Source organism: Pseudomonas sp. NPDC090755 (genome assembly GCF_044769005.1).
Classification (GTDB): Bacteria; Pseudomonadota; Gammaproteobacteria; order Pseudomonadales; family Pseudomonadaceae; genus Aquipseudomonas.
In genome coordinates, this window is record NZ_JBIVXC010000007.1 from 204,398 (window position 1) to 222,694 (window position 18,297).

Annotated in this window: 16 protein-coding genes and 1 pseudogene; 7 read left to right on the forward strand and 10 right to left on the reverse strand. The window is 63.8% G+C overall.

Annotated features, from left to right (window positions below; all coding sequences use genetic code 11):
- Positions 1-190: 190 nt before the first annotated feature.
- The 3 genes from ACIQUS_RS13515 to ACIQUS_RS13525 are packed head-to-tail and all read right to left on the reverse strand — an operon-like array spanning position 191 to position 5,949.
- Complete coding sequence (locus ACIQUS_RS13515) at positions 191-1,645, reverse strand: AdeC/AdeK/OprM family multidrug efflux complex outer membrane factor (protein WP_403047688.1); 1,455 nt, start codon at positions 1,643-1,645, stop codon at positions 191-193.
- The gene (locus ACIQUS_RS13520) at positions 1,642-4,794 is read right to left on the reverse strand and encodes an efflux RND transporter permease subunit (RefSeq protein WP_403047690.1); all 3,153 of its coding nucleotides are present in this window, start codon (positions 4,792-4,794) and stop codon (positions 1,642-1,644) included. The genes ACIQUS_RS13515 and ACIQUS_RS13520 overlap by 4 nt, the downstream gene beginning before the upstream one ends.
- A 3-nt stretch (positions 4,795-4,797) precedes the next feature.
- Positions 4,798-5,949: an efflux RND transporter periplasmic adaptor subunit gene (locus tag ACIQUS_RS13525; RefSeq protein ID WP_403047692.1), complete on the reverse strand. Its 1,152-nt coding sequence runs from the start codon at positions 5,947-5,949 to the stop codon at positions 4,798-4,800.
- A 258-nt stretch (positions 5,950-6,207) separates the two neighbouring features.
- Here ACIQUS_RS13525 and ACIQUS_RS13530 point away from each other — a divergent pair.
- Positions 6,208-6,847 (forward strand): annotated as a pseudogene (locus ACIQUS_RS13530) (TetR family transcriptional regulator).
- A 50-nt stretch (positions 6,848-6,897) separates the two neighbouring features.
- On the opposite strand, the gene ACIQUS_RS13535 reads toward ACIQUS_RS13530, so the two are convergent.
- From ACIQUS_RS13535 to ACIQUS_RS13545, 3 genes are all read right to left on the reverse strand, one after another.
- The gene (locus tag ACIQUS_RS13535; RefSeq protein WP_403047775.1) at positions 6,898-8,301 is read right to left on the reverse strand and encodes an MDR family MFS transporter; all 1,404 of its coding nucleotides are present in this window, start codon (positions 8,299-8,301) and stop codon (positions 6,898-6,900) included.
- A gap of 183 nt (positions 8,302-8,484) precedes the next feature.
- The gene (locus tag ACIQUS_RS13540) at positions 8,485-8,658 is read right to left on the reverse strand and encodes a hypothetical protein (RefSeq protein ID WP_403047694.1); all 174 of its coding nucleotides are present in this window, start codon (positions 8,656-8,658) and stop codon (positions 8,485-8,487) included.
- 72 nt (positions 8,659-8,730) lie between these two features.
- A complete protein-coding gene (locus ACIQUS_RS13545) occupies positions 8,731-9,639 on the reverse strand; it encodes a LysR family transcriptional regulator (RefSeq protein ID WP_403047695.1) in 909 nt (302 codons plus the stop codon).
- Between the two features lie 104 nt (positions 9,640-9,743).
- Here ACIQUS_RS13545 and ACIQUS_RS13550 point away from each other — a divergent pair, with 104 nt between their 5' ends.
- Together ACIQUS_RS13550 and ACIQUS_RS13555 are read left to right on the forward strand one after the other, a co-directional pair.
- Positions 9,744-10,628: an MBL fold metallo-hydrolase gene (locus ACIQUS_RS13550; RefSeq protein WP_403047697.1), complete on the forward strand. Its 885-nt coding sequence runs from the start codon at positions 9,744-9,746 to the stop codon at positions 10,626-10,628.
- 28 nt (positions 10,629-10,656) lie between these two features.
- Positions 10,657-11,271, forward strand: a complete 615-nt coding sequence (locus tag ACIQUS_RS13555) for an NAD(P)-dependent oxidoreductase (RefSeq protein ID WP_403047699.1) — start codon at positions 10,657-10,659, stop codon at positions 11,269-11,271.
- Here the strand turns inward: ACIQUS_RS13555 and ACIQUS_RS13560 are convergent.
- Positions 11,265-12,152 carry a LysR substrate-binding domain-containing protein gene (locus ACIQUS_RS13560; protein WP_403047701.1) on the reverse strand — a complete coding sequence of 296 codons (888 nt, stop codon included), beginning with the start codon at positions 12,150-12,152 and terminating at the stop codon, positions 11,265-11,267. The genes ACIQUS_RS13555 and ACIQUS_RS13560 overlap by 7 nt on opposite strands.
- 114 nt (positions 12,153-12,266) lie before the next feature.
- On the opposite strand from ACIQUS_RS13560, the gene ACIQUS_RS13565 reads away from it, so the two are divergent.
- Together ACIQUS_RS13565 and ACIQUS_RS13570 are read left to right on the forward strand one after the other, a co-directional pair.
- Positions 12,267-13,904, forward strand: coding sequence for a 5-guanidino-2-oxopentanoate decarboxylase (locus ACIQUS_RS13565; RefSeq protein ID WP_403047703.1), 1,638 nt, complete (start codon positions 12,267-12,269; stop codon positions 13,902-13,904).
- A complete protein-coding gene (locus tag ACIQUS_RS13570; protein ID WP_403047705.1) occupies positions 13,901-15,340 on the forward strand; it encodes an aldehyde dehydrogenase family protein in 1,440 nt (479 codons plus the stop codon). The genes ACIQUS_RS13565 and ACIQUS_RS13570 overlap by 4 nt, the downstream gene beginning before the upstream one ends.
- Before the next feature lie 163 nt (positions 15,341-15,503).
- On the opposite strand, the gene ACIQUS_RS13575 is transcribed toward ACIQUS_RS13570, so the two are convergent.
- Positions 15,504-16,433 carry an AraC family transcriptional regulator N-terminal domain-containing protein gene (locus ACIQUS_RS13575; protein ID WP_403047707.1) on the reverse strand — a complete coding sequence of 310 codons (930 nt, stop codon included), beginning with the start codon at positions 16,431-16,433 and terminating at the stop codon, positions 15,504-15,506.
- A gap of 203 nt (positions 16,434-16,636) precedes the next feature.
- On the opposite strand from ACIQUS_RS13575, the gene ACIQUS_RS13580 reads away from it, so the two are divergent.
- Together ACIQUS_RS13580 and ACIQUS_RS13585 are read left to right on the forward strand one after the other, a co-directional pair.
- The gene (locus ACIQUS_RS13580; RefSeq protein ID WP_403047709.1) at positions 16,637-16,945 is read left to right on the forward strand and encodes an antibiotic biosynthesis monooxygenase family protein; all 309 of its coding nucleotides are present in this window, start codon (positions 16,637-16,639) and stop codon (positions 16,943-16,945) included.
- Positions 16,946-16,983: 38 nt separating this feature from the next.
- Complete coding sequence (locus ACIQUS_RS13585) at positions 16,984-17,214, forward strand: hypothetical protein (RefSeq protein ID WP_403047711.1); 231 nt, start codon at positions 16,984-16,986, stop codon at positions 17,212-17,214.
- Position 17,215: 1 nt separating this feature from the next.
- Here the strand turns inward: ACIQUS_RS13585 and ACIQUS_RS13590 are convergent, their stop codons facing one another.
- Together ACIQUS_RS13590 and ACIQUS_RS13595 are read right to left on the reverse strand one after the other, a co-directional pair.
- A complete protein-coding gene (locus ACIQUS_RS13590) occupies positions 17,216-17,821 on the reverse strand; it encodes a flavin reductase family protein (RefSeq protein ID WP_403047713.1) in 606 nt (201 codons plus the stop codon).
- A 107-nt stretch (positions 17,822-17,928) separates the two neighbouring features.
- Positions 17,929-18,216 carry a hypothetical protein gene (locus tag ACIQUS_RS13595; protein WP_403047715.1) on the reverse strand — a complete coding sequence of 96 codons (288 nt, stop codon included), beginning with the start codon at positions 18,214-18,216 and terminating at the stop codon, positions 17,929-17,931.
- Positions 18,217-18,297 lie beyond the last annotated feature (81 nt).

Consider the following 18,297-nt stretch of genomic DNA (forward strand, 5'->3'; position numbering starts at 1 on the left):
CTGGGCGATAATCGAACGGTAACTGTTTGGTTAGTTTTAGGTCGTGGTGAGCCTATCGCCGGCTCTGCCGGCTCCCACAAGGTGAAGCAGGTCCACACTGTGTGAGCCGGCGATAGGGGCGCACGATGGGCTTGAATCCGGCACAAAAAAAAGCCCACCTGCAAGGTGGGCTCTTTCATCCTACGGTCAATCAGCTTTTCGACGCGTCGGCTTGCGCTTGCTGCTGCGCCTGGCCGGTCTGCTCGTACCAGCCGCCACCGAGGGCCTTGTACAGGTTGACCTCACTGACCAGCTGCGACAGGCGGTCGGTGATCAACGACTGCTGGCTGTTGAACAGTTGACGCTGGGCGTCGAGGAAGGTCAGGTTGCTGTCGACACCGATGCGGTAGCGACGCTCGGCCAGACGGTAGTAGTCCTGGTTGGCAGACACCAGGTCACGCTGGGCTTTGAGCTGCTCGTTGAAGGTCTTGCGCGCGGCGAGGCCATCGGAGACTTCCTGGAAGGCGGTCTGGATGGTTTTCTCGTACTTGGCGACGTTGATGTCCTTCTGGATCTTCGAGTAGTCGAGGCTGGCACGCAGGGCACCGGCATTGAAGATCGGCAGGTTGATCTGCGGCTGGAACAACCAGGTGCCGGAACCGCCATTGAACAACCCGCTCATGTCCGGGCTGATGGTGCCGGCGTTGGCGGTCAGGCTGATGCTCGGGAAGAACGCTGCCCGGGCGGCGCCGATGTTGGCATTGGCGGCCTTGAGCAGGTGCTCGGCTTCCTGGATGTCCGGACGGCGATGCAGCACGTCCGACGGCAGGCCCGCCGGGACTTCGGCCAGCAGGTCGCTGTCGAGGTCCTTGGCGTTCGGCAGGTCGGCCGGAATGCCGGTACCGAGCAACACCGCCAGGCTGTTCTGGTCCTGGGCAACCAGGCGCTGGTACTGGGCCAGCCGCACACGCGCACCCTCGACCGAGGTGCGTGCCTGGCTCAGGTCCAGGGCCGAGGCGACACCCACTTCGTTACTGCGCAAGGTCAGCGCGTAGCTTTCCTCGTAGGTCTTGAGGGTGTCTTCGGTCAGCTTGAGCAGGTCCTGGTCGGCCTGCCAGGTGAAGTAGGCGTTGGCGACGCTGGCCACCAGGGCGATCTGGGTCGAGCGCCGGGCCTCTTCGCTGGACAGGTAGATTTCCAGTTGCTGCTCGGTGAGGCTGCGCACGCGACCGAACAGGTCGAGTTCATAGGCGCTTACCCCCAGGGTGGCCGAGTAGGTGCTGGAGATGCCGGCTTCACCGGTCTGCGACATGTCGGCAGGCAGGCGTTGGCGATTGCCGCTGCCATTGGCGCTGACCGCCGGGAACAGGTCGGCCCGCTGGATGCGGTACTGCGCACGGTAGGCATCGACGTTCAATGCCGCGACCTTCAGGTCGCGGTTGTTGACCAAGGCAGTCTGGATCAGCTGCTGCAGCGCCGGGTCATGGAAGAACTGACGCCAGCCCTGCTCGGCGGCGGCCACATCCGCCGACTCGGTCGGCGAATAGGCAGGGCCTTGCGGCCACTGCGCGGCCACCGGCGATTCCGGGGTCTGGTAGTCAGGGATCAGCGAGCAACCGCCAAGAATGAAAGCGGTGACCGCCAGGGACAACAGGGACTTACTCATTGCCCGGCCTCATAGCGTGGAGTTTCAGGGGTGGCGTCTTCTTCGGGCTTCTTGCTACCGAACAGCGACGACACGCTAACAAAGAACAGTGGTACCCAGAAGATGGCCAGTACGGTTGCGGTCAGCATCCCGCCGATTACCCCGGTACCGATGGCGTGCTGGCTACCCGAGCCTGCGCCGGTGGAGATAGCCAACGGTACCACGCCGAGAATGAACGCCAGGGACGTCATGATGATTGGGCGCAGACGCATCCGGCAGGCTTCGATGGCGGCATCGACCAGGCTACGGCCCTGCTCGTGCAGTTCCTTGGCGAACTCGACGATCAGGATCGCGTTCTTCGCCGCCAGGCCGATCGTGGTCAACAGGCCGACCTGGAAGTACACGTCGTTGGACAGGCCACGCAGGCTGGTCGCCATCAGCGCACCGATGATCCCCAGCGGTACCACCAGCATGACCGCGATCGGGATCGACCAGCTTTCATACAGGGCTGCCAGGCACAGGAACACCATCAACAGCGACAGGGCGTACAGCGCCGGCGCCTGGGAACCGGACAGGCGTTCCTCGTACGACAGGCCGGTCCAGGAGTAGCCGATACCCGCCGGCAATTGTGCAGCGATACGCTCGACTTCGAGCATGGCTTCACCGGTACTGTAGCCAGGGGCTGGTGCACCGAGGATTTCCATGGCTTCTACACCGTTGTAACGCGACAGCTTCGGTGCACCGTAGATCCACTCGCCCTTGGCGAAGGAAGAGAACGGCACCATTTCGCCGGCGGCGTTGCGCACGTACCACTTCTGCAGGTCTTCAGGGTTCATGCGCGAAGAGGCTTCGCCCTGGATGTAGACCTTTTTCACTCGGCCGCGGTCGATGAAGTCGTTGACGTAGCTGGCACCCAGGGCAATCGACAGGGTGTTGTTGATGTCGGCGATGGTGACGCCCAGAGCACTGGCACGCTCGTCGTCGACGGTCAACTGGTACTGCGGTTCATCGTTCAGGCCGTTCGGACGCACTGCCGACAGGATCTTGCTCTGCGCGGCCATGCCGAGGAACTGGTTACGCGCTTCCATCAGCTTGTCGTGGCCGACACCGGCACGGTCCTGGAGGAAGACGTCGAAACCGGTGGCGTTACCCAGTTCCAGTACGGCGGGTGGTGCGAAGGCAAACACCATCGCGTCGCGGAAGGTGAAGAAGTGCTGCTGGGCGCGGGCCGCCAGGTTGAACACGTTGTTTTCGGCAGAGCGTTCATCCCACGGCTTGAGCATGATGAAGGCCATGCCCGAGCTCTGGCCGCGACCGGCGAAGTTGAAGCCGTTCACGGTGAACACCGAGGCAACGGTATCGCCTTCCTTGTCCAGCAGGTATTCGCGCATCTCGTCGATCACCACCTGGGTCCGTTCGGCAGTGGAGCCGGCCGGGGTCTGGACCTGGGCGAAGAGTACGCCCTGGTCTTCTTCGGGCAGGAAGGCGGTCGGGATACGGGTGAACAGCCAGATCATGCCGACCATGATCAGCAGGTAGGCCAGCAGGTACGGGGCCTTGTGTCGCAGGATGTTGCCGACGCCACGTTCGTAGCTCTGCACGCTGCGGTCGAAGTTGCGGTTGAACCAGCCGAAGAAGCCGCGCTTGGCAACGTGATGCTCACCCTTGGTGATCGGCTTGAGCATGGTGGCGCACAGGGCCGGGGTGAAGATCAGCGCAACCACCACCGACAGGGCCATGGCCGACACGATGGTGATCGAGAACTGCTTGTAGATCACCCCGGTGGAGCCGCCGAAGAAGGCCATTGGCAGCAGTACTGCCGACAGTACCATGGCGATACCGACCAGGGCGCCCTGGATCTGGCCCATGGACTTCTTGGTCGCTTCCTTGGGCGAGAGGCCCTCTTCGGACATCACCCGCTCGACGTTCTCCACCACGACGATGGCGTCGTCCACCAGCAAACCGATGGCCAGTACCATGCCGAACATGGTCAGGGTGTTGATGCTGAAGCCCGCTGCGGCCAGGATCCCGAAGGTACCCAGCAGTACCACCGGTACCGTCATGGTGGTGATGATGGTGGCGCGGAAGTTCTGCAGGAACAGGTACATCACCAGGAACACCAGCACGATCGCTTCGATCAGGGTGTGGATTACCCCGCTGATCGATTCGGTCACCACCGGCGTGGTGTCATACGGGAACACGGCCTTCATGCCCGGCGGGAAGAAGGGTTCCAGGTCGCTGATGGTCTTGCGCAGGGCCTTGGCGGTGTCCAGGGCGTTGGCACCGGTCGCCAGCTTGACGGCCAGGCCGGACGCCGGCTTGCCGTTGAACTGGGCGCTGACGGCGTAGTTCTCGCCGCCCAGGCCGACCTTGGCAACGTCCTTCAGGCGTACCTGGGAGCCGTCGCGGTTGACCTTGAGCAGGATCTTCTCGAACTGCTCGGCGGTCTGCAGACGGGTCTTGCCGATGATGGTGGCGTTCAGTTGCTGTTCTGGCAGCGAGGGCAGGCCGCCCAGCTGTCCGGAAGAGATCTGCACGTTCTGCGCCGCCACGGCGGTGCGCACGTCGACCGGGGTCAGCTGGAACTTGTTCAGCTTGGCCGGATCGAGCCAGATGCGCATCGCGTACTGGGCACCGAATACCTGGAAGTCACCGACACCGGCAGTCCGCGAGATCGGGTCCTGCATGTTGGAGACGATGTAGTTGGCCAGGTCGTCCTTGGTCATGCTGCCGTCTTCGGACACCAGGCCGATGACCAGCAGGAAGTTCTTCACCGCCTTGGTCACCCGGATACCCTGTTGCTGTACTTCTTGCGGCAGCAGTGGGGTGGCCAGGTTCAGCTTGTTCTGCACCTGGACCTGGGCGGTATCGGAGTTGGTACCCTGCTCGAAGGTCGCGGTAATGGTCATGCTGCCGTCGGAGTTACTTTCCGAGGAGACATAACGCAGGTTGTCGATACCGTTGAGCTGTTGTTCGATGACCTGGACCACGGTGTCCTGCACGGTCTGCGCCGAAGCGCCCGGGTAGGTCACGGAGATGGCGATGGCCGGTGGTGCAATGCTCGGGTACTGGTTGATTGGCAATTTGAGGATCGACAAGGCGCCGACCAGCATGATCACCAAGGCGATCACCCAGGCGAAGATCGGGCGATCGATAAAGAATCTCGACATGGTTTACTCCCCTTTGGCCCCTGCAGTCGATGCATTGGCCTGGGCTGGCTGGGCCGGCTTGACGTTGGTGGCTTCGCTGGCCTTGACCTCGATGCCCGGCTTGACGAACTGCAGGCCTTCGGTGATCACCCGGTCACCGGCGTTCAGGCCTTCCTGGATCAGCCACTGGTTACCGACGGTGCGGCTGGCCTTGAGCTGGCGCAGTTCGACCTTGTTCTCCTGGTTGACCACCAGGGCGGTTGGCTCGCCCTTGAGGTCACGGGTCACGCCCTGTTGCGGTGCCAGGATAGCCTGGGCATTGACGCCGGCCTTCAGGCGCGCATGCACGAACATGCCCGGCAGCAGGTTGTGCTCGGGGTTCGGGAACACGGCGCGCAGGGTCACGGAACCGGTGGTCGGGTCGACCGAGACTTCGGAGAATTCCAGGCGACCTTCCTGGCGGTAGGTGCTGCCGTCTTCCAGGGTCAGGGTGACCTTGGCGGCGTTGTCGCCGACTTTCTGCAGCTGACCGCTTTCCAGCTCACGGCGCAGCTTGAGCAGCTCGGCCGAGGACTGGGTGACGTCGACGTAGATCGGGTCCAGCTGCTGGATCACTGCCATGGCGTCGGCCTGGCCATTGTTGACCAGGGCGCCTTCGGTCACGGCCGAACGACCGATACGGCCGCTGAGCGGTGCCAGGACCTTGGTGTAGCGCAGGTCGATCTGGGCGCTGCGCAGTGCTGCTTCAGCCTGCAAACGTTTGGCTTGCGCATCGTCGTATTCCTGGCGGCTCACCGCCTGTTCGGCCACCAGCTGCTTGTAGCGATCGGACAGCGAACGGCTCGATTGCAGGTTGGCCTGGGCGCTGGCCAAGGTCGCCTCGTACACCGACGGGTCGATCTGGTACAGCTGCTGGCCTTCCTTGACCTCGGTACCTTCCTTGAACAGGCGCTTGAGAATGATGCCGTTGACCTGTGGGCGAACCTCGGCGATGCGGTAGGCAGTGGTACGCCCCGGCAGATCGGAGGTCAGGGTATAGGCCTGGGTTTGCAGGGTGACGACGCCGACCTGAGGCGCTTGCGCTGCGGGAGCTGCCTCTTCCTTTTTACAGCCGCTGAGCAGTGTTGCCAGGGCGACGGCGGATACCAGAGCGGTAACAGCTGGCTTGAATTGCATGAAGATCCTCGGGTCGCAAGAGCTCAAGACGCTCAAGAATAATGGAAAGGGTGCGAGAGAAAAAATGCTGTCGAGTAGATATTTAGCTTACTAAGGAATATACTTACATTCATGGTTGTTTGTAAATACCATGCGGCATCGCCCCGGGCCGCCGCAAGCCTTGAAACCTATACATTCGGTAACAACCCCCCGAAGGTTGATCCGGCCTAGCCCCAGAAGCCTGTGTGCTTACCTGGGCACTGATGAGGTTGTACTGCCATGGTCCGTCGAACCAAAGAGGAAGCCCAGGAGACCCGCGCCCAGATTCTCGAGGCGGCGGAAAAGGCGTTCCACAAGCGCGGGGTAGCGCGAACCACACTGGCCGATATCGCCAAGCTGGCGGGGGTTACCCGCGGCGCCATCTATTGGCACTTCAATGACAAGGCAGAGCTGGTCGAGGCCATGCTCGAAAGCCTGCGTGAGCCCCTGGACGCGCTGGCCCGGGCCAGCGAGAGCGAAGAGGAAGTCGATCCGCTGGGTTGCATGCGCAAGCTGCTGGTGCAACTGATGCACCAGATGGTGCTTGACCCGAAAACCCGGCGAATCAATGAAATTCTGCATCACAAGTGCGAGTTCACCGATGATATGTGCGAAATCCGCCAGCAACGGCAGCATTCGACTGTCGACTGTCGACTGCCATGCCCATATCGCGCTGTCGCTGGTCAATGCAGTCAAGCGCGGGCAACTGCCCGCCGATGTAGATCCCGAGCGTGCGGCGCTGGCGATCTATGCCTACATCGATGGCCTGATCCGCCGCTGGTTGCTCCTGCCGGAAAGCTTCGACCTGCTGGGGGATGCCGAGCTGTGGATCGATACCGGGCTGGATATGCTGCGCTTGAGCCCTGCATTGCGCAAATGACACTTTGTGAAGGTTTGTGAGGAACTGTTTCCGCACCCTTCACACCCTGATTATTGATGGCCGCGCAACTGCCGGTCCGGCAGGGCCAGCGCGGCTGTCAGTCCGAACAGCGACACCAAAGCACTGCCCAGCAACAAATTGCGGAAGGTCTCCAGTAACTGGACCTGTATTTGCGGGCTAGGTTCACCCGCCTTGAGGCTGCCGAGCAGGGTGTCACCGGCCAGGCTCAGGCCGCCATCCTGCAACATCGCCAATAGCAGCGCCGACATGCAGGCCACACCCATGGCCCCGCCCAGGGTGCGGAACAGGTTGGTGGTGCTGGTGGCCACGCCGATATCGCGCGGCTGCACAGCGCTCTGGGTCGCCACCAGCGAGGTGGGGAACTGCAGGCCCGAAGCGATGCCGGTCAGAACCATGAACAAGCCGCTGAGCCAGGCTGCCTGCGGCGGCGTCAGGGCCATGCCGACAATGGCGAACGGCATCAGCAGCGCTCCGCCGAGGATCTGCGGCTTGTAGCGGCCGGTAAAGCTGGTCAGGCGGCCGCCGCAGTAGGCACCGATCGGCAGACCAATGGCCAGCGGCAGCAGATGCAGGGCGGCGCTGTCGGCGCCCGCGCCGGTGATGCTCTGGTAACGCAGCGGTATCAGCATGGTCAGGGAAATGGCCTGGAAACTGGTGAAGAAGATGGTGCACCAGCACAAGGTGGCGACCCGGTTGCCGAACAGCTTGAGCGGCAACAACGGTTCCGGTGCCCGGCGCTCATGCAGCACGAACACGAACAGGCCGAGCAGGGCACAGAGCAGCAGGCTGCCGACCTGCGAGCCATTCCAGGCATGGCCCTGGCCGATCAGGGTGATGCCCAGCAACAAATTGCTCAAACCGAAAATCAGCAGTGCGGCGCCGACATAGTCGACCCGCGCCTGACCCTGCGGCACCGCCAGCGTTCGCAGTGCGCGCCGGGTGACCCACCAGGCGGTCAGGCCCAGCGGCAGGTTCAGCCAGAACACCCAGCGCCAGGACAGGTACTCGGTGAGGTAGCCGCCCAGCACCGGCCCGACCACGCTGGCCAGGGCATACATGCTGCTGAAATAGCCCTGATAACGACCGCGCTCGCGAGGGGGGACGAAGTCGCCGATGATCGCCTGGCTGACCGAAACCATGCCACCGGCGCCGATCCCTTGCAGCACACGGGCCAGCACCAGTTGTTCCATGTTCTGGGCCAGGGCGCAGAACAGCGAGGCGAGGGTGAACACGGCGGTGCCGGTGAGGATCATCCGCCGCCTGCCGTACAGATCGCCCAGCTTGCCGTAGATCGGCACGGCCACGGTCATGGCGACCATGTAGCCGGAGATCACCCAGGCCAGCAGGCTGACATCATTGAACTGGGCGGAGATCGCCGGCATCGACACGGCGACGATGGTCTGGTCCAGGGCCCCGAGGAAAATCGCCAGCATCAACGCGACGAGCACGCTGCGCAGGATCGGTTGCGGAGTGTTCAGTTGGGTCACGGGCCAGCTCGAAAGGCAGGTTATCCCACAGACTGTCGCTGCGGAAACGGGTGCTGGTCAGTGTACTAGATAGCTTGCTAAGCGTCTGCTCCAATCACTGCGCCGTGCCGGTCAGACGTTGTCTGGCGCCTATTTCACGCCGCTCAGGGTCGCGGTGTGCGGTACGCAATGGGCCAGGCTGCAACTGGCGGCCGAATTAGGTTGGTGGCGGATCTGTTCGACCCGGTAGGCCGCTGTGCCATACAGCCCGAGAACGGCGGCAATGGCACAGACGACAGCGCATCGTCTGGATTTGAGGGTCATGCTGCTCACCTCGTTCAATCCGCACTCAGGTGCTATTGAAAGCATAGGTCAGCTTTGGCTGGATTGCCCGGGCTAGAGCAGGCCGCGGTCCCATTCGGGTTCGGCGGTAAAACGCTCGGCGAGAAAGTCGAGCATGCTGCGCAAGGTGGCCGGCATGTGCTTGCGCGAGGTGTACACGGCGTTCAGGTCCAGCTCCCGTGGCTGCGCCTGGGGCAGCAGGCGCACCAGCTCGCCGCTGCGCAGGGTGGCCGCTGCCTGGTAGGTGGGCAGCATGGCGATCCCGGCACCGGCCAGGGCGGCGCGTTGCAGGGTCATGGCTTCGTTGGCGCTGATGTTGCCCTGTACTGGCACCGAGACCTGCTCGCCCGCCACCTGAAAGTGCCAGAGGCTGCGGCCGAAGTAGGTGTGGGTCAGGCAGTTGTGTTGCATCAGGTCCTGGACCTGCTGCGGCGCCGGGTGCTCGCGCAGGTAGGCCGGTGATGCGCAGATCACCGAGCGGCACACCGTCAGACGCCGGGCGATCAGGTTGGGGTCCAGGTCGTTGCTGGTGCGGATCGCCAGGTCGATGCGCTCGTCCACCAGGTTCACCGTGCGATCGAGCATCTGCAGGTCGACCTTCACCCCGGGGTAGCGTTTGACGTAGGCGGCGACTGCATCCATCAATTGCGCCTGGCCGAACGAGGTGCTGACGCTGATGCGCAATTCACCCCGAGGCGCATCCTCGGGTGCACTCACCGCCGCTTGCAGGTCACCGGCAAGCTCCAGCATCTGCCGGCAACGTGGCAGGGTTTCCTGGCCGGCGGCGGTCAGGCTCAGGCGCCGGGTAGTGCGCTGCATCAGGCGCGCGCCGACCCAGTCTTCCAGTTCGGCCAGGTAGCGCGACACCACGGGGCGCGACAGGTCCAGGTGGTCGGCGGCGGCCGATTGGCTGCCCAGGTCGACCACGCTGACGAAGACCCGCATTGCTGTCAGACGATCCATGATTTGCCCGGTTTCAGAAACAAACTGATGCCAAGCATCGCATTTTTTGCGACAGATCGTGCAACTAAGCTGTGGCTATTCGTCCCCAGACAGGAATTGCCTTGATGCGTCGTTCTTTTTCCCTGCCAGGCCTGCTGCTGGCCTTCGCCACCCTCGGCGTCATGGCCCAGGCCAATGCTGCCGGGCAGCCGTTGCAGCTGGATGTCTATAACCCGGGCACTGCAGCGTTGTTTCCAGTCAGTTCGGTGATCGTCAGCGGCGAGCGCGATGCCATCCTGGTCGATGCCCAGTTCGGCAAGGGCCAGGCCGAGCAGGTGCTGGCAAAGCTGCGCGCCAGCGGCAAGCACCTGACCACCATCTATATCAGCCATGGCGACCCGGACTACTACTTCGGTCTGCAGACCCTGACCGACGCCTACCCCGAGGCCAAGGTAGTGGCCTCGGCCGCCACCGTCGCGCATATCAAGCAGACCAAGGACGGCAAGCTGGCCTATTGGGGGCCGCAAATGGGCAGCGACAAGCCCGCCCGGCTGGTCGTCCCGCAAGCGCTCCAGGGTAATGAACTGACACTGGAAGGCCAGCGCCTGGAAGTGCTCGGGCTCGACGGTCCGCAGCCGGACCGCAGTTTCGTCTGGATTCCGTCGATCAAGGCCGTGGTCGGCGGCGTAGTGGTCGCCCAAAACCTTCACGTCTGGATGGCAGACACCCAGACGGCGCAATCGCACAAGGACTGGCTGGCTACCCTGCAGCGCATCGAGCAGCTCAAGCCGCAGACCGTGGTGCCCGGTCATTACCTGGGCCAGCCTGGCGAAGGGCTGGAAGCCGTACGTTTCACTGCCGATTACATCCGCGCATTCGATACCCAGACCGCCCAGGCAGCGAACGCTGCCGAGCTGACCGCGGCGATGAAGGCGCGCTACCCGGGCCTGGGCGAGGAGAGCTCGCTGGAGCTCGGCGCCAAGGTCGCCAAGGGCGAAATGAAGTGGTAAGTGACCTCAATCCTGACGGGAGTTTGATATGAGCAAGATTGCAATCATCGGGGCGACCGGACGTGCCGGTAGCCAGTTGCTGGAAGAAGCCCTGCGTCGCGGTCACAGCGTCACCGCCATCGCCCGGGATCCTGCGAAACTGCAAGGTCGCGCAGGCGTCACGGCAAAAGCGGTGGATGTGCTGGACAGCGCCGCGCTGCACCAGGCGCTGAGCGGAAGCGATGTGGTACTGAGCGCTGCGCATTTCGCCACGATTCCGGCCGCCGCGATCATCGAGCCGGCCAGGCAGGCCGGGGTCAAGCGCCTGCTGGTGGTCGGTGGCGCGGGTAGCCTGTTGTTGCCGTCGGGGCAGCGGGTCATCGACAGTCCTGGCTTTCCCGAGGCCTACAAGGCTGAAGCCAGTGCCGGCTGCCAGTTCCTCGATGCCCTGCGCCGGGAAGACGAACTGGACTGGACCTTCCTGTCACCGTCGGCCGAGTTCGTCGAAGACGCACGCACCGGCAGCTTCAAGCTGGGCCAGGACCACCTGCTGTTCGCAGCCGATGGCAGAAGCTGGATCAGCTTTGCCGACTACGCCATCGCCCTGCTCGATGAAGTGGAGAAGCCGGCTCACTCGCGCCAGCGTTTTACCGTCGGCTACTGAGTGCTGCGCCGCTGGGCCTGCTCGCACAGCCAGTCGAGCAGCTCCAGCAGGGCGGGCTGTCCCGCGCCTTGTGGCCTGACCAGGTAATAGGCCTGGCCGGTACTGACCTTGAGGGGGAAGGGCGTGACCAGGCGGCCGCTGTTGAGGTCATCGCCGATCAGCGACCAGTCGCCGATGGCCACGCCAGTGCCCTGGGATGCCATGGACATGGCCATGTCCAGTGTTTCGAAATGCTGGCCCTTGCCCTGGCGCGACAGGTTGGCGCCGGCGACGCTGAGCCAGGTGTTCCAGTCATGCTGGTCGCGGGTCGGGTGCAGCAGCATGTGCTGCTCCAGGTCCGGCAGTTGCCGCAAGGGCAGGGCGCCGTCGAGCAGTTGCGGGGCGCACACCGGGGTCAGTTGCTCGTCGAACAGCTTGAGTTTGTGCAGGCCGTGATTGGGCGCTGCGCCATAGACCACCGCGGCGTCGAACACCTCGCGGCGAAAATCGACGCCGTGCTGCACGGTGGTGGTCAGCTCCACCGGCACATCCGGACGCAAGGCCTGCCATTCCATCAGGCGCGGCAGCAGCCAGCGCATCACACAGGTAGGCGCCTTGAGCTGCAAGGTGGCACTGCGCGCACCGACCTGCTGCACCCCTTCCTCGATCAACGCGAATACCTGCTGCACCCGTGGTAACCAGTCCTGGCCCTCGCGGGTCAGGCTCAGGCCGCGGGCCTGGCGCAGGAACAGGGCATAGCCCAGATGATCCTCCAGGCCTGCGATCTGCCGGCTCACCGCGCCTTGGGTGATGTGCAGCACCTGCGCCGCACGGGTGAAGTTGCAGCACTGGGCAGTGACCAGGAAGGTGTGCAGGGCGGGTAGTGGCGGCAGGCGTTTCATCGGGGTTGAGCCATGATCTCAAGACATGGCTAGTATGAGCTTTTTTGCATTGTGCCGGTAGCGGTGCAGCGGTCCAATAAAGCCTGTTTTCAACACAACAACAGGCACACGATCATGGCGACATGCGGCGAAGTACTGGTCAAACTCCTTGAAGGCTATGGCGTTGACCATGTCTTCGGTATCCCTGGTGTGCATACCGTCGAGCTCTATCGGGGACTGGCGCGCTCCTCCATCCGCCACATCACCCCGCGCCATGAGCAAGGCGCAGGTTTCATGGCTGACGGCTATGCGCGTACCCGTGGCAAGCCGGGTGTCTGCTTCATCATCACCGGCCCCGGCATGACCAACATCACCACCGCCATGGGCCAGGCCTACGCCGACTCGATCCCGATGCTGGTGATTTCCAGCGTGCAGTCGCGCAACCAGTTGGGCGGCGGTCGCGGCAAGCTGCACGAGCTGCCGAACCAGGGCGGCCTGGTCGCGGGTGTGGCGGCGTTCTCCCATACCCTGATGAGCGCGGATGACCTGCCGATGGTCCTGGCCCGGGCTTTCGCCGTGTTCGACGGTGCGCGTCCGCGTCCGGTGCATATCGAGATCCCGCTGGATGTACTGGTCGAAGAGGCCGACCATCTGCTGGCCAGCAGGCCGGTACGCATCGCCCGCGCCGGTGCGGCCCCGGCTCCGGTGGCGCAGATGGCAGCCTTGCTGGCCAGTGCCCGTCGCCCGTTGATCCTGGCCGGTGGCGGCGCCATCGACGCCAGCGCGGCACTGACGCGCCTGGCCGAATACCTGCAGGCACCGGTGGCACTGACCATCAACGCCAAGGGCGTGTTGCCGGCGAGCCATCCACTGCAGATCGGTTCGACCCAGTCGCTGGTGGCGACCCGCGCGCTGGTCGCCGAGGCGGATGTGGTCCTGGCGATCGGCACTGAACTGGCCGAAACCGACTACGACGTGACCTTCAAGGGCGGCTTCGAGATTCCCGGCCGCCTGCTGCGTATCGATATCGACCCGGACCAGACTGTACGCAACTACCCGCCAGAGGTCGCCCTGGTGGCCGACGCCACGGTCGCGACCCAGGCCCTGCTGGTGGCCCTGGCCGAGCAACCGGCACCGGTGCGTGGCAGCGACTGGGGTGCCAGCCGTGCTGCTCGCCTGCGTGACGTGCTGTTGGCGGGCTGGGACCTGCCGATGCACAGCCAGACCCGCATGCTCAAGACCCTGGTCGACACCCTGCCGAACGTGATCCTGGTCGGTGACTCGACCCAACCCGTCTACACCGGCAACCTGACCCTGGACATGGATCAGCCGCGCCGCTGGTTCAATGCCTCCACCGGTTACGGCACCCTGGGCTACGCCTTGCCTGCGGCCATGGGTGCCTGGCTGGGCAGTGCCGAGGCGATCGCAGACCGCGCCCCGGTGGTCTGCCTGATCGGCGACGGTGGCCTGCAATTCACCTTGCCGGAACTGGCCAGTGCCACCGAAGCGCAGGTGCCGCTGATCGTGGTGCTGTGGAACAACCAGGGCTACGAGGAAATCAAGAAGTACATGGTCAACCGCGCCATCGAGCCGGTGGGTGTGGACATCCATACCCCGGACTTCATCGGTGTGGCCAAGGCGCTGGGGTGCGCCGCCGAAGCGGTGGGCAGCGTCGAGCAACTGCGTGAGGCACTGCGCCAGGCCTGCGATCGCAAGGGCCCGAGCCTGATCGAAATCGACCAGAACCGCTGGATGCAGGCGGTGCCAGCATGATGAAACTGCCTGGTGTGTATATCGAGGGTGTCTGGCAGCACGGTCCGCACCCGCTGATGGTGATCAATCCGAGCAACGAACAACTGCTGGCCGAAGTGGCTGGCGGCGATGGCGCGTCGGTGGATCGTGCCACCCAGGCCGCCCGACGGGCTTTCGGTGGCTGGTCGATCAGCACCGGCGGCGAGCGGGCGACGGTACTGCGCGCCATCGCCGATGGCGTCGAGGCGCGCCGCGAGCGCCTGGTCTTCCTGCAGGCCAGCAACAATGGCAAGCCCCAGGGCGAAGCGCAGATGGATGTCGATGATGTGATCGCCACCTTCCGCTACTACGCCGAACTGGCCGACGGCCTCGATGCCGCCCAGGACAGTGCGGTGGAGTTGCCCAGCGAGGACTTCGTCGCCCGCTTGCGCCGTGAGCCGTGCGGCGTGGTCGGGCTGATCGTGCCGTGGAACTTCCCGATGGTCACCACCGCCTGGAAACTGGCACCGGCCCTGGCTGCCGGCTGCTGCGTGGTGCTCAAGCCGTCCGAGGTGACGCCGCTGGCGGAACTGGAACTGGCGGCGATCATTGCCGAGGCGGGCTTGCCGGCGGGCGTGTTCAACCTGGTGTGTGGCACGGGTATCTCGGTGGGCGCGGCCCTGGCTGCCGATCCACGGATTGCCAAGATCTCCTTCACCGGCAGCAACGGCGTCGGCGTGCAGGTGATGCAGCGCGCCGCCGAAACCATCAAGGGGGTGAGCCTGGAACTGGGGGGTAAATCCGCCTTGCTGGTGCTCGAGGATGCCGACCTTGAGCTGGCGGTCGAGCTGGCGTGCCTGGGCGGGTTCTTCAACGCCGGGCAAATGTGCTCGGCGACCAGCCGGGTGCTGGTGGCCGAGGCCCTGTATCCGGACTTTATTGCGCGCTTGAAGGCACGTGCCGAAGCGATCCGGGTTGGCGACCCCTTTGTCGGCGACAGCGAGATGGGGGCGCTGGTCAACCAGCTGCAGTACCAGCGTGTCCAGGGGCATATCGCGGCGGGCCTGGAGGCCGGTGCGCGCTTGCTCTGCGGTGGCTCACGGCCTGTGGCGTTGCCGTGCGGGTATTTCATCAGCCCCACGGTGTTCACCGACGTGCCGCTGGACAGTGCGCTGTGGCGCGAGGAAATCTTCGGGCCGGTGCTGTGCGTCCGCCCGGTCGCCAGTGAAGCCGAGGCGGTGGCACTGGCCAACGACAGCGAGTTCGGCCTGGTGGCCAGTGTGGTCAGCCGTGACCTGGTCGCGGCCGAGCGGGTGGCCAATGCCTTGCAGGCCGGCCTGGTGTGGATCAATGCGCCGCAGGTGATCTTCCCGCAGACCGCCTGGGGCGGCTACAAGCAGAGCAGCATCGGGCGTGAGCTGGGGCCTTGGGGGTTGAGTGCCTTCCAGGAAATCAAGCATGTGCTAAGAGCGCTGTAACACCGCCTCTCTCTGTAGCCGCAGCCTGGCGGCAGCGGCAGGGAATTGGCGTTCAGTGGCCATCGCCGGCGTTGCCGGCTCCCACAAGGGTTCGGTATGCACCGCCCCCTGTGGGAGCTGGCGAAGCCTGCGATCGACCGCGCGGTGTCGGGCAAGACGGTATCTACAGTGCATTACGCAATCGTGCCAGATCCCGCACCGGCGGTGCCCCGTACAGGCGGCTGTATTCACGGCTGAACTGCGACGGGCTCTCATACCCCACCCGATACCCGGCCACCGCCGCCTCCAATCCGTCATTGAGCATCAGTCGCCGTGCTTCCTGCAGGCGCAATTGCTTCTGGTACTGCAACGGGCTCATGGAGGTGACCGCCTTGAAGCGATGGTGCAAGGTCGAGCTGCTCAGGTTCACTTCGCGGGCCAGCTCGTCGATGCGCAGCGGTCGATGAAAATGCTGGTTCAGCCATTCGACGGCCTTGCACACGCGATGGGTCTGGCTGTTGGACAGGGCGATTTCATGCAGTCGATAGCCTTGTGGCCCACGCAACAGGCGATAAAGGATTTCACGACGAACCAGCGGCGCCAGCACGGCGATGTCTTTTGGCGAATCGAGCAGGCGAGTCAGGCGCAGCAAGGCATCGAGCAGCAATGGATCGGTGCGCTCCACATAGAGGCCTCGGCCCGAGGGCAGGGCGGGCACGCCCATGGGGCCGGCATCGGCGATCAGGTTATTGAGTTGTGCCGGGTCGATGTCCAGACGCATGGCCAGGCTGGGGTTTTCCGGGCTGGCTTCCAGGAGTACGCCGCTGATCGGCAAGGCCACCGACACCACCATGTAGTGCAGCGGGTCATAGACATAGCGTTCGTCCCCCAGGCAGACCTCCTTGCTGCCCTGGGCAAGGATGCACAAGGCCGGTTGTGCCAGCGCGGGCATCGAACGCACGCTTTTTTCGTGGCGGGCCAGGTACAGACCTTCGATGCTCGTCTGCACACCCATCTCGCAGGGTGCATGGCGACGGATCAGCTCGGCCAGCTCCTGGCGTTGCAGCTCCAGGGCGGGGTCGAGGACAAGGCGGTCGGCGTCGATCAAGGACATAAAGGCAATTCCACGGAGAACGACTGCAGGATAGGTTTGTGCAAGTTATGGCGCTAGTCGAAAGCTGTCGCCCACTTGCCTGATCCTGCCGACTGCGCAGGATCAGGCAAGCGCCTGACAGGAATCGCCTAACGGCCGCGCAGGCGCGTGGCCTAACCTGCGCAGCCTGGGGTTTTTATCTGGCAGCTTGAGGAGAATCGCACATGACCTCGCCCAATCCGGTCACTCACCTGGCTTTCATCCGCGCCAGCAGCGGTCGCTCGCAGGAGCTGGGCGAACGCCTGCGTCAACTGCTCGAGCCCGCTCGCCAGGCACCAGGCTGCCTGCACTTCAACCTGCAACAGTCCCAGGCCGATGCCGACCTGTGGCTGCTCAGTGGTTTCTGGCGCGACCAGCAGGCGATGGGTGGCTACTTTGCCTCGCCGAGCCTGGAACTGTTCGGTGAACTGGTACAGGCCCGGGTGGTCGCCAGCCTCGACCTGCATACCTTCGGTGAACCGTCTGCAGGTTAGAATACGGGTTTCAGGCAATCGATGTGGATTTGAAGCACATGGCACGTAGAGAGTTTTCGCAGTTCGAAGCGGTATCGGCAGCCGTCCGTGGCGAAGAAGGTTACAACGCGGCAATCGCCGTCAAAGGCCTGGGCGCCTCGGGCGCGCCGCGTTTTCACAAGGTTCTCGAAGGGCAGGTGTTCAAGACCGCCCTGGCCGCTGACGAGGCCGCCTGCGCGGAGCTTGAACGCCTGCAGGACGTCAGCGACGACGCCGAACTGGTCTGGTAGTTCAGACCTGCGGACGGGCCATCTTGAACAGGTTACCCAGTTCGAAGTAGTCCGCAGGACCACCGCCGCGCAGGATCGGCTGTGCGGCCGCGGTATCGTAGATACCGTCCTTGAGCAGGTGCTCGGCGATATGCACCGCCACCACTTCACCCAGGATCAACCAGCTCGGCACCAGGGCCTGGTCGGCACGTTGCAGCTGAATGATCTGGGTGACCTTGCACTCGAAAGACACCGGGCTTTCCTGCACCCGGGGTACGGCGATGACCTTCGAGGCCACCGGGGTCAGCTCACTCAGGGAGAATTCGTCGACCTCGGGCGAGACGGCCGCGCAGCTCTGGTTCATGGCCTCGGCCAATGGCCGGGTGGCCAGGTTCCAGGCGAACTCGCCGGTCTGCTCGATGTTGTTCAGGCTGTCTTTGCGCCCGACGCTGCAGAAACCGATGATCGGTGGAATGTAATTGAAGGCATTGAAGAAGCTGTAGGGCGCGAGGTTCAGGCGACCTTCGGCATCCTGGGAGGAAATCCAGCCGATCGGGCGCGGACCGACGATGGCATTGAACGGATCGTGGGGCAGGCCGTGGCCTTTTGCGGGTTCGTAGTAGTACATCTGCCTTGAGGCCTTCCCTGTGTGAAAGCGCCTAGTGTGCCAAGGCTTTGCCCGCCTGAAAACGATTAAGCCCGGCCGGAGCCGGGCTGACTGCGTTGCATCGGCTATCAGCTGATGCGGTGGGCCTGGGTGCGATCGAAACCGTCTTCGGCGAAGCGGGCACCGCCAGTGCGATCGAAGCCATCTTCAGCGAAGCGGGCGCCGCCAGTGCGGTCGAAACCGTCTTCAGCAAAGTTGGCACCGCCAGTGCGGTCGAAACCATCTTCTGCGTAAGTAGCCGACTGGGTTTGTACGGCACCGAAGTTGTGGCTGTTGGTGCGGTCGAAGCCGTCTTCGGCGAAAGCGTTGGCAGCCAGTACCGAGAAGGCCAGGGTCAGGATCAGTTTGCTTTTCATGGTCGTTGCTCCGGGGTGGTGTTGGGTTGTTTGTTTCTATGGGTTTGATCTTACGCCGATTAAATTGATTAAAAAGCGCAA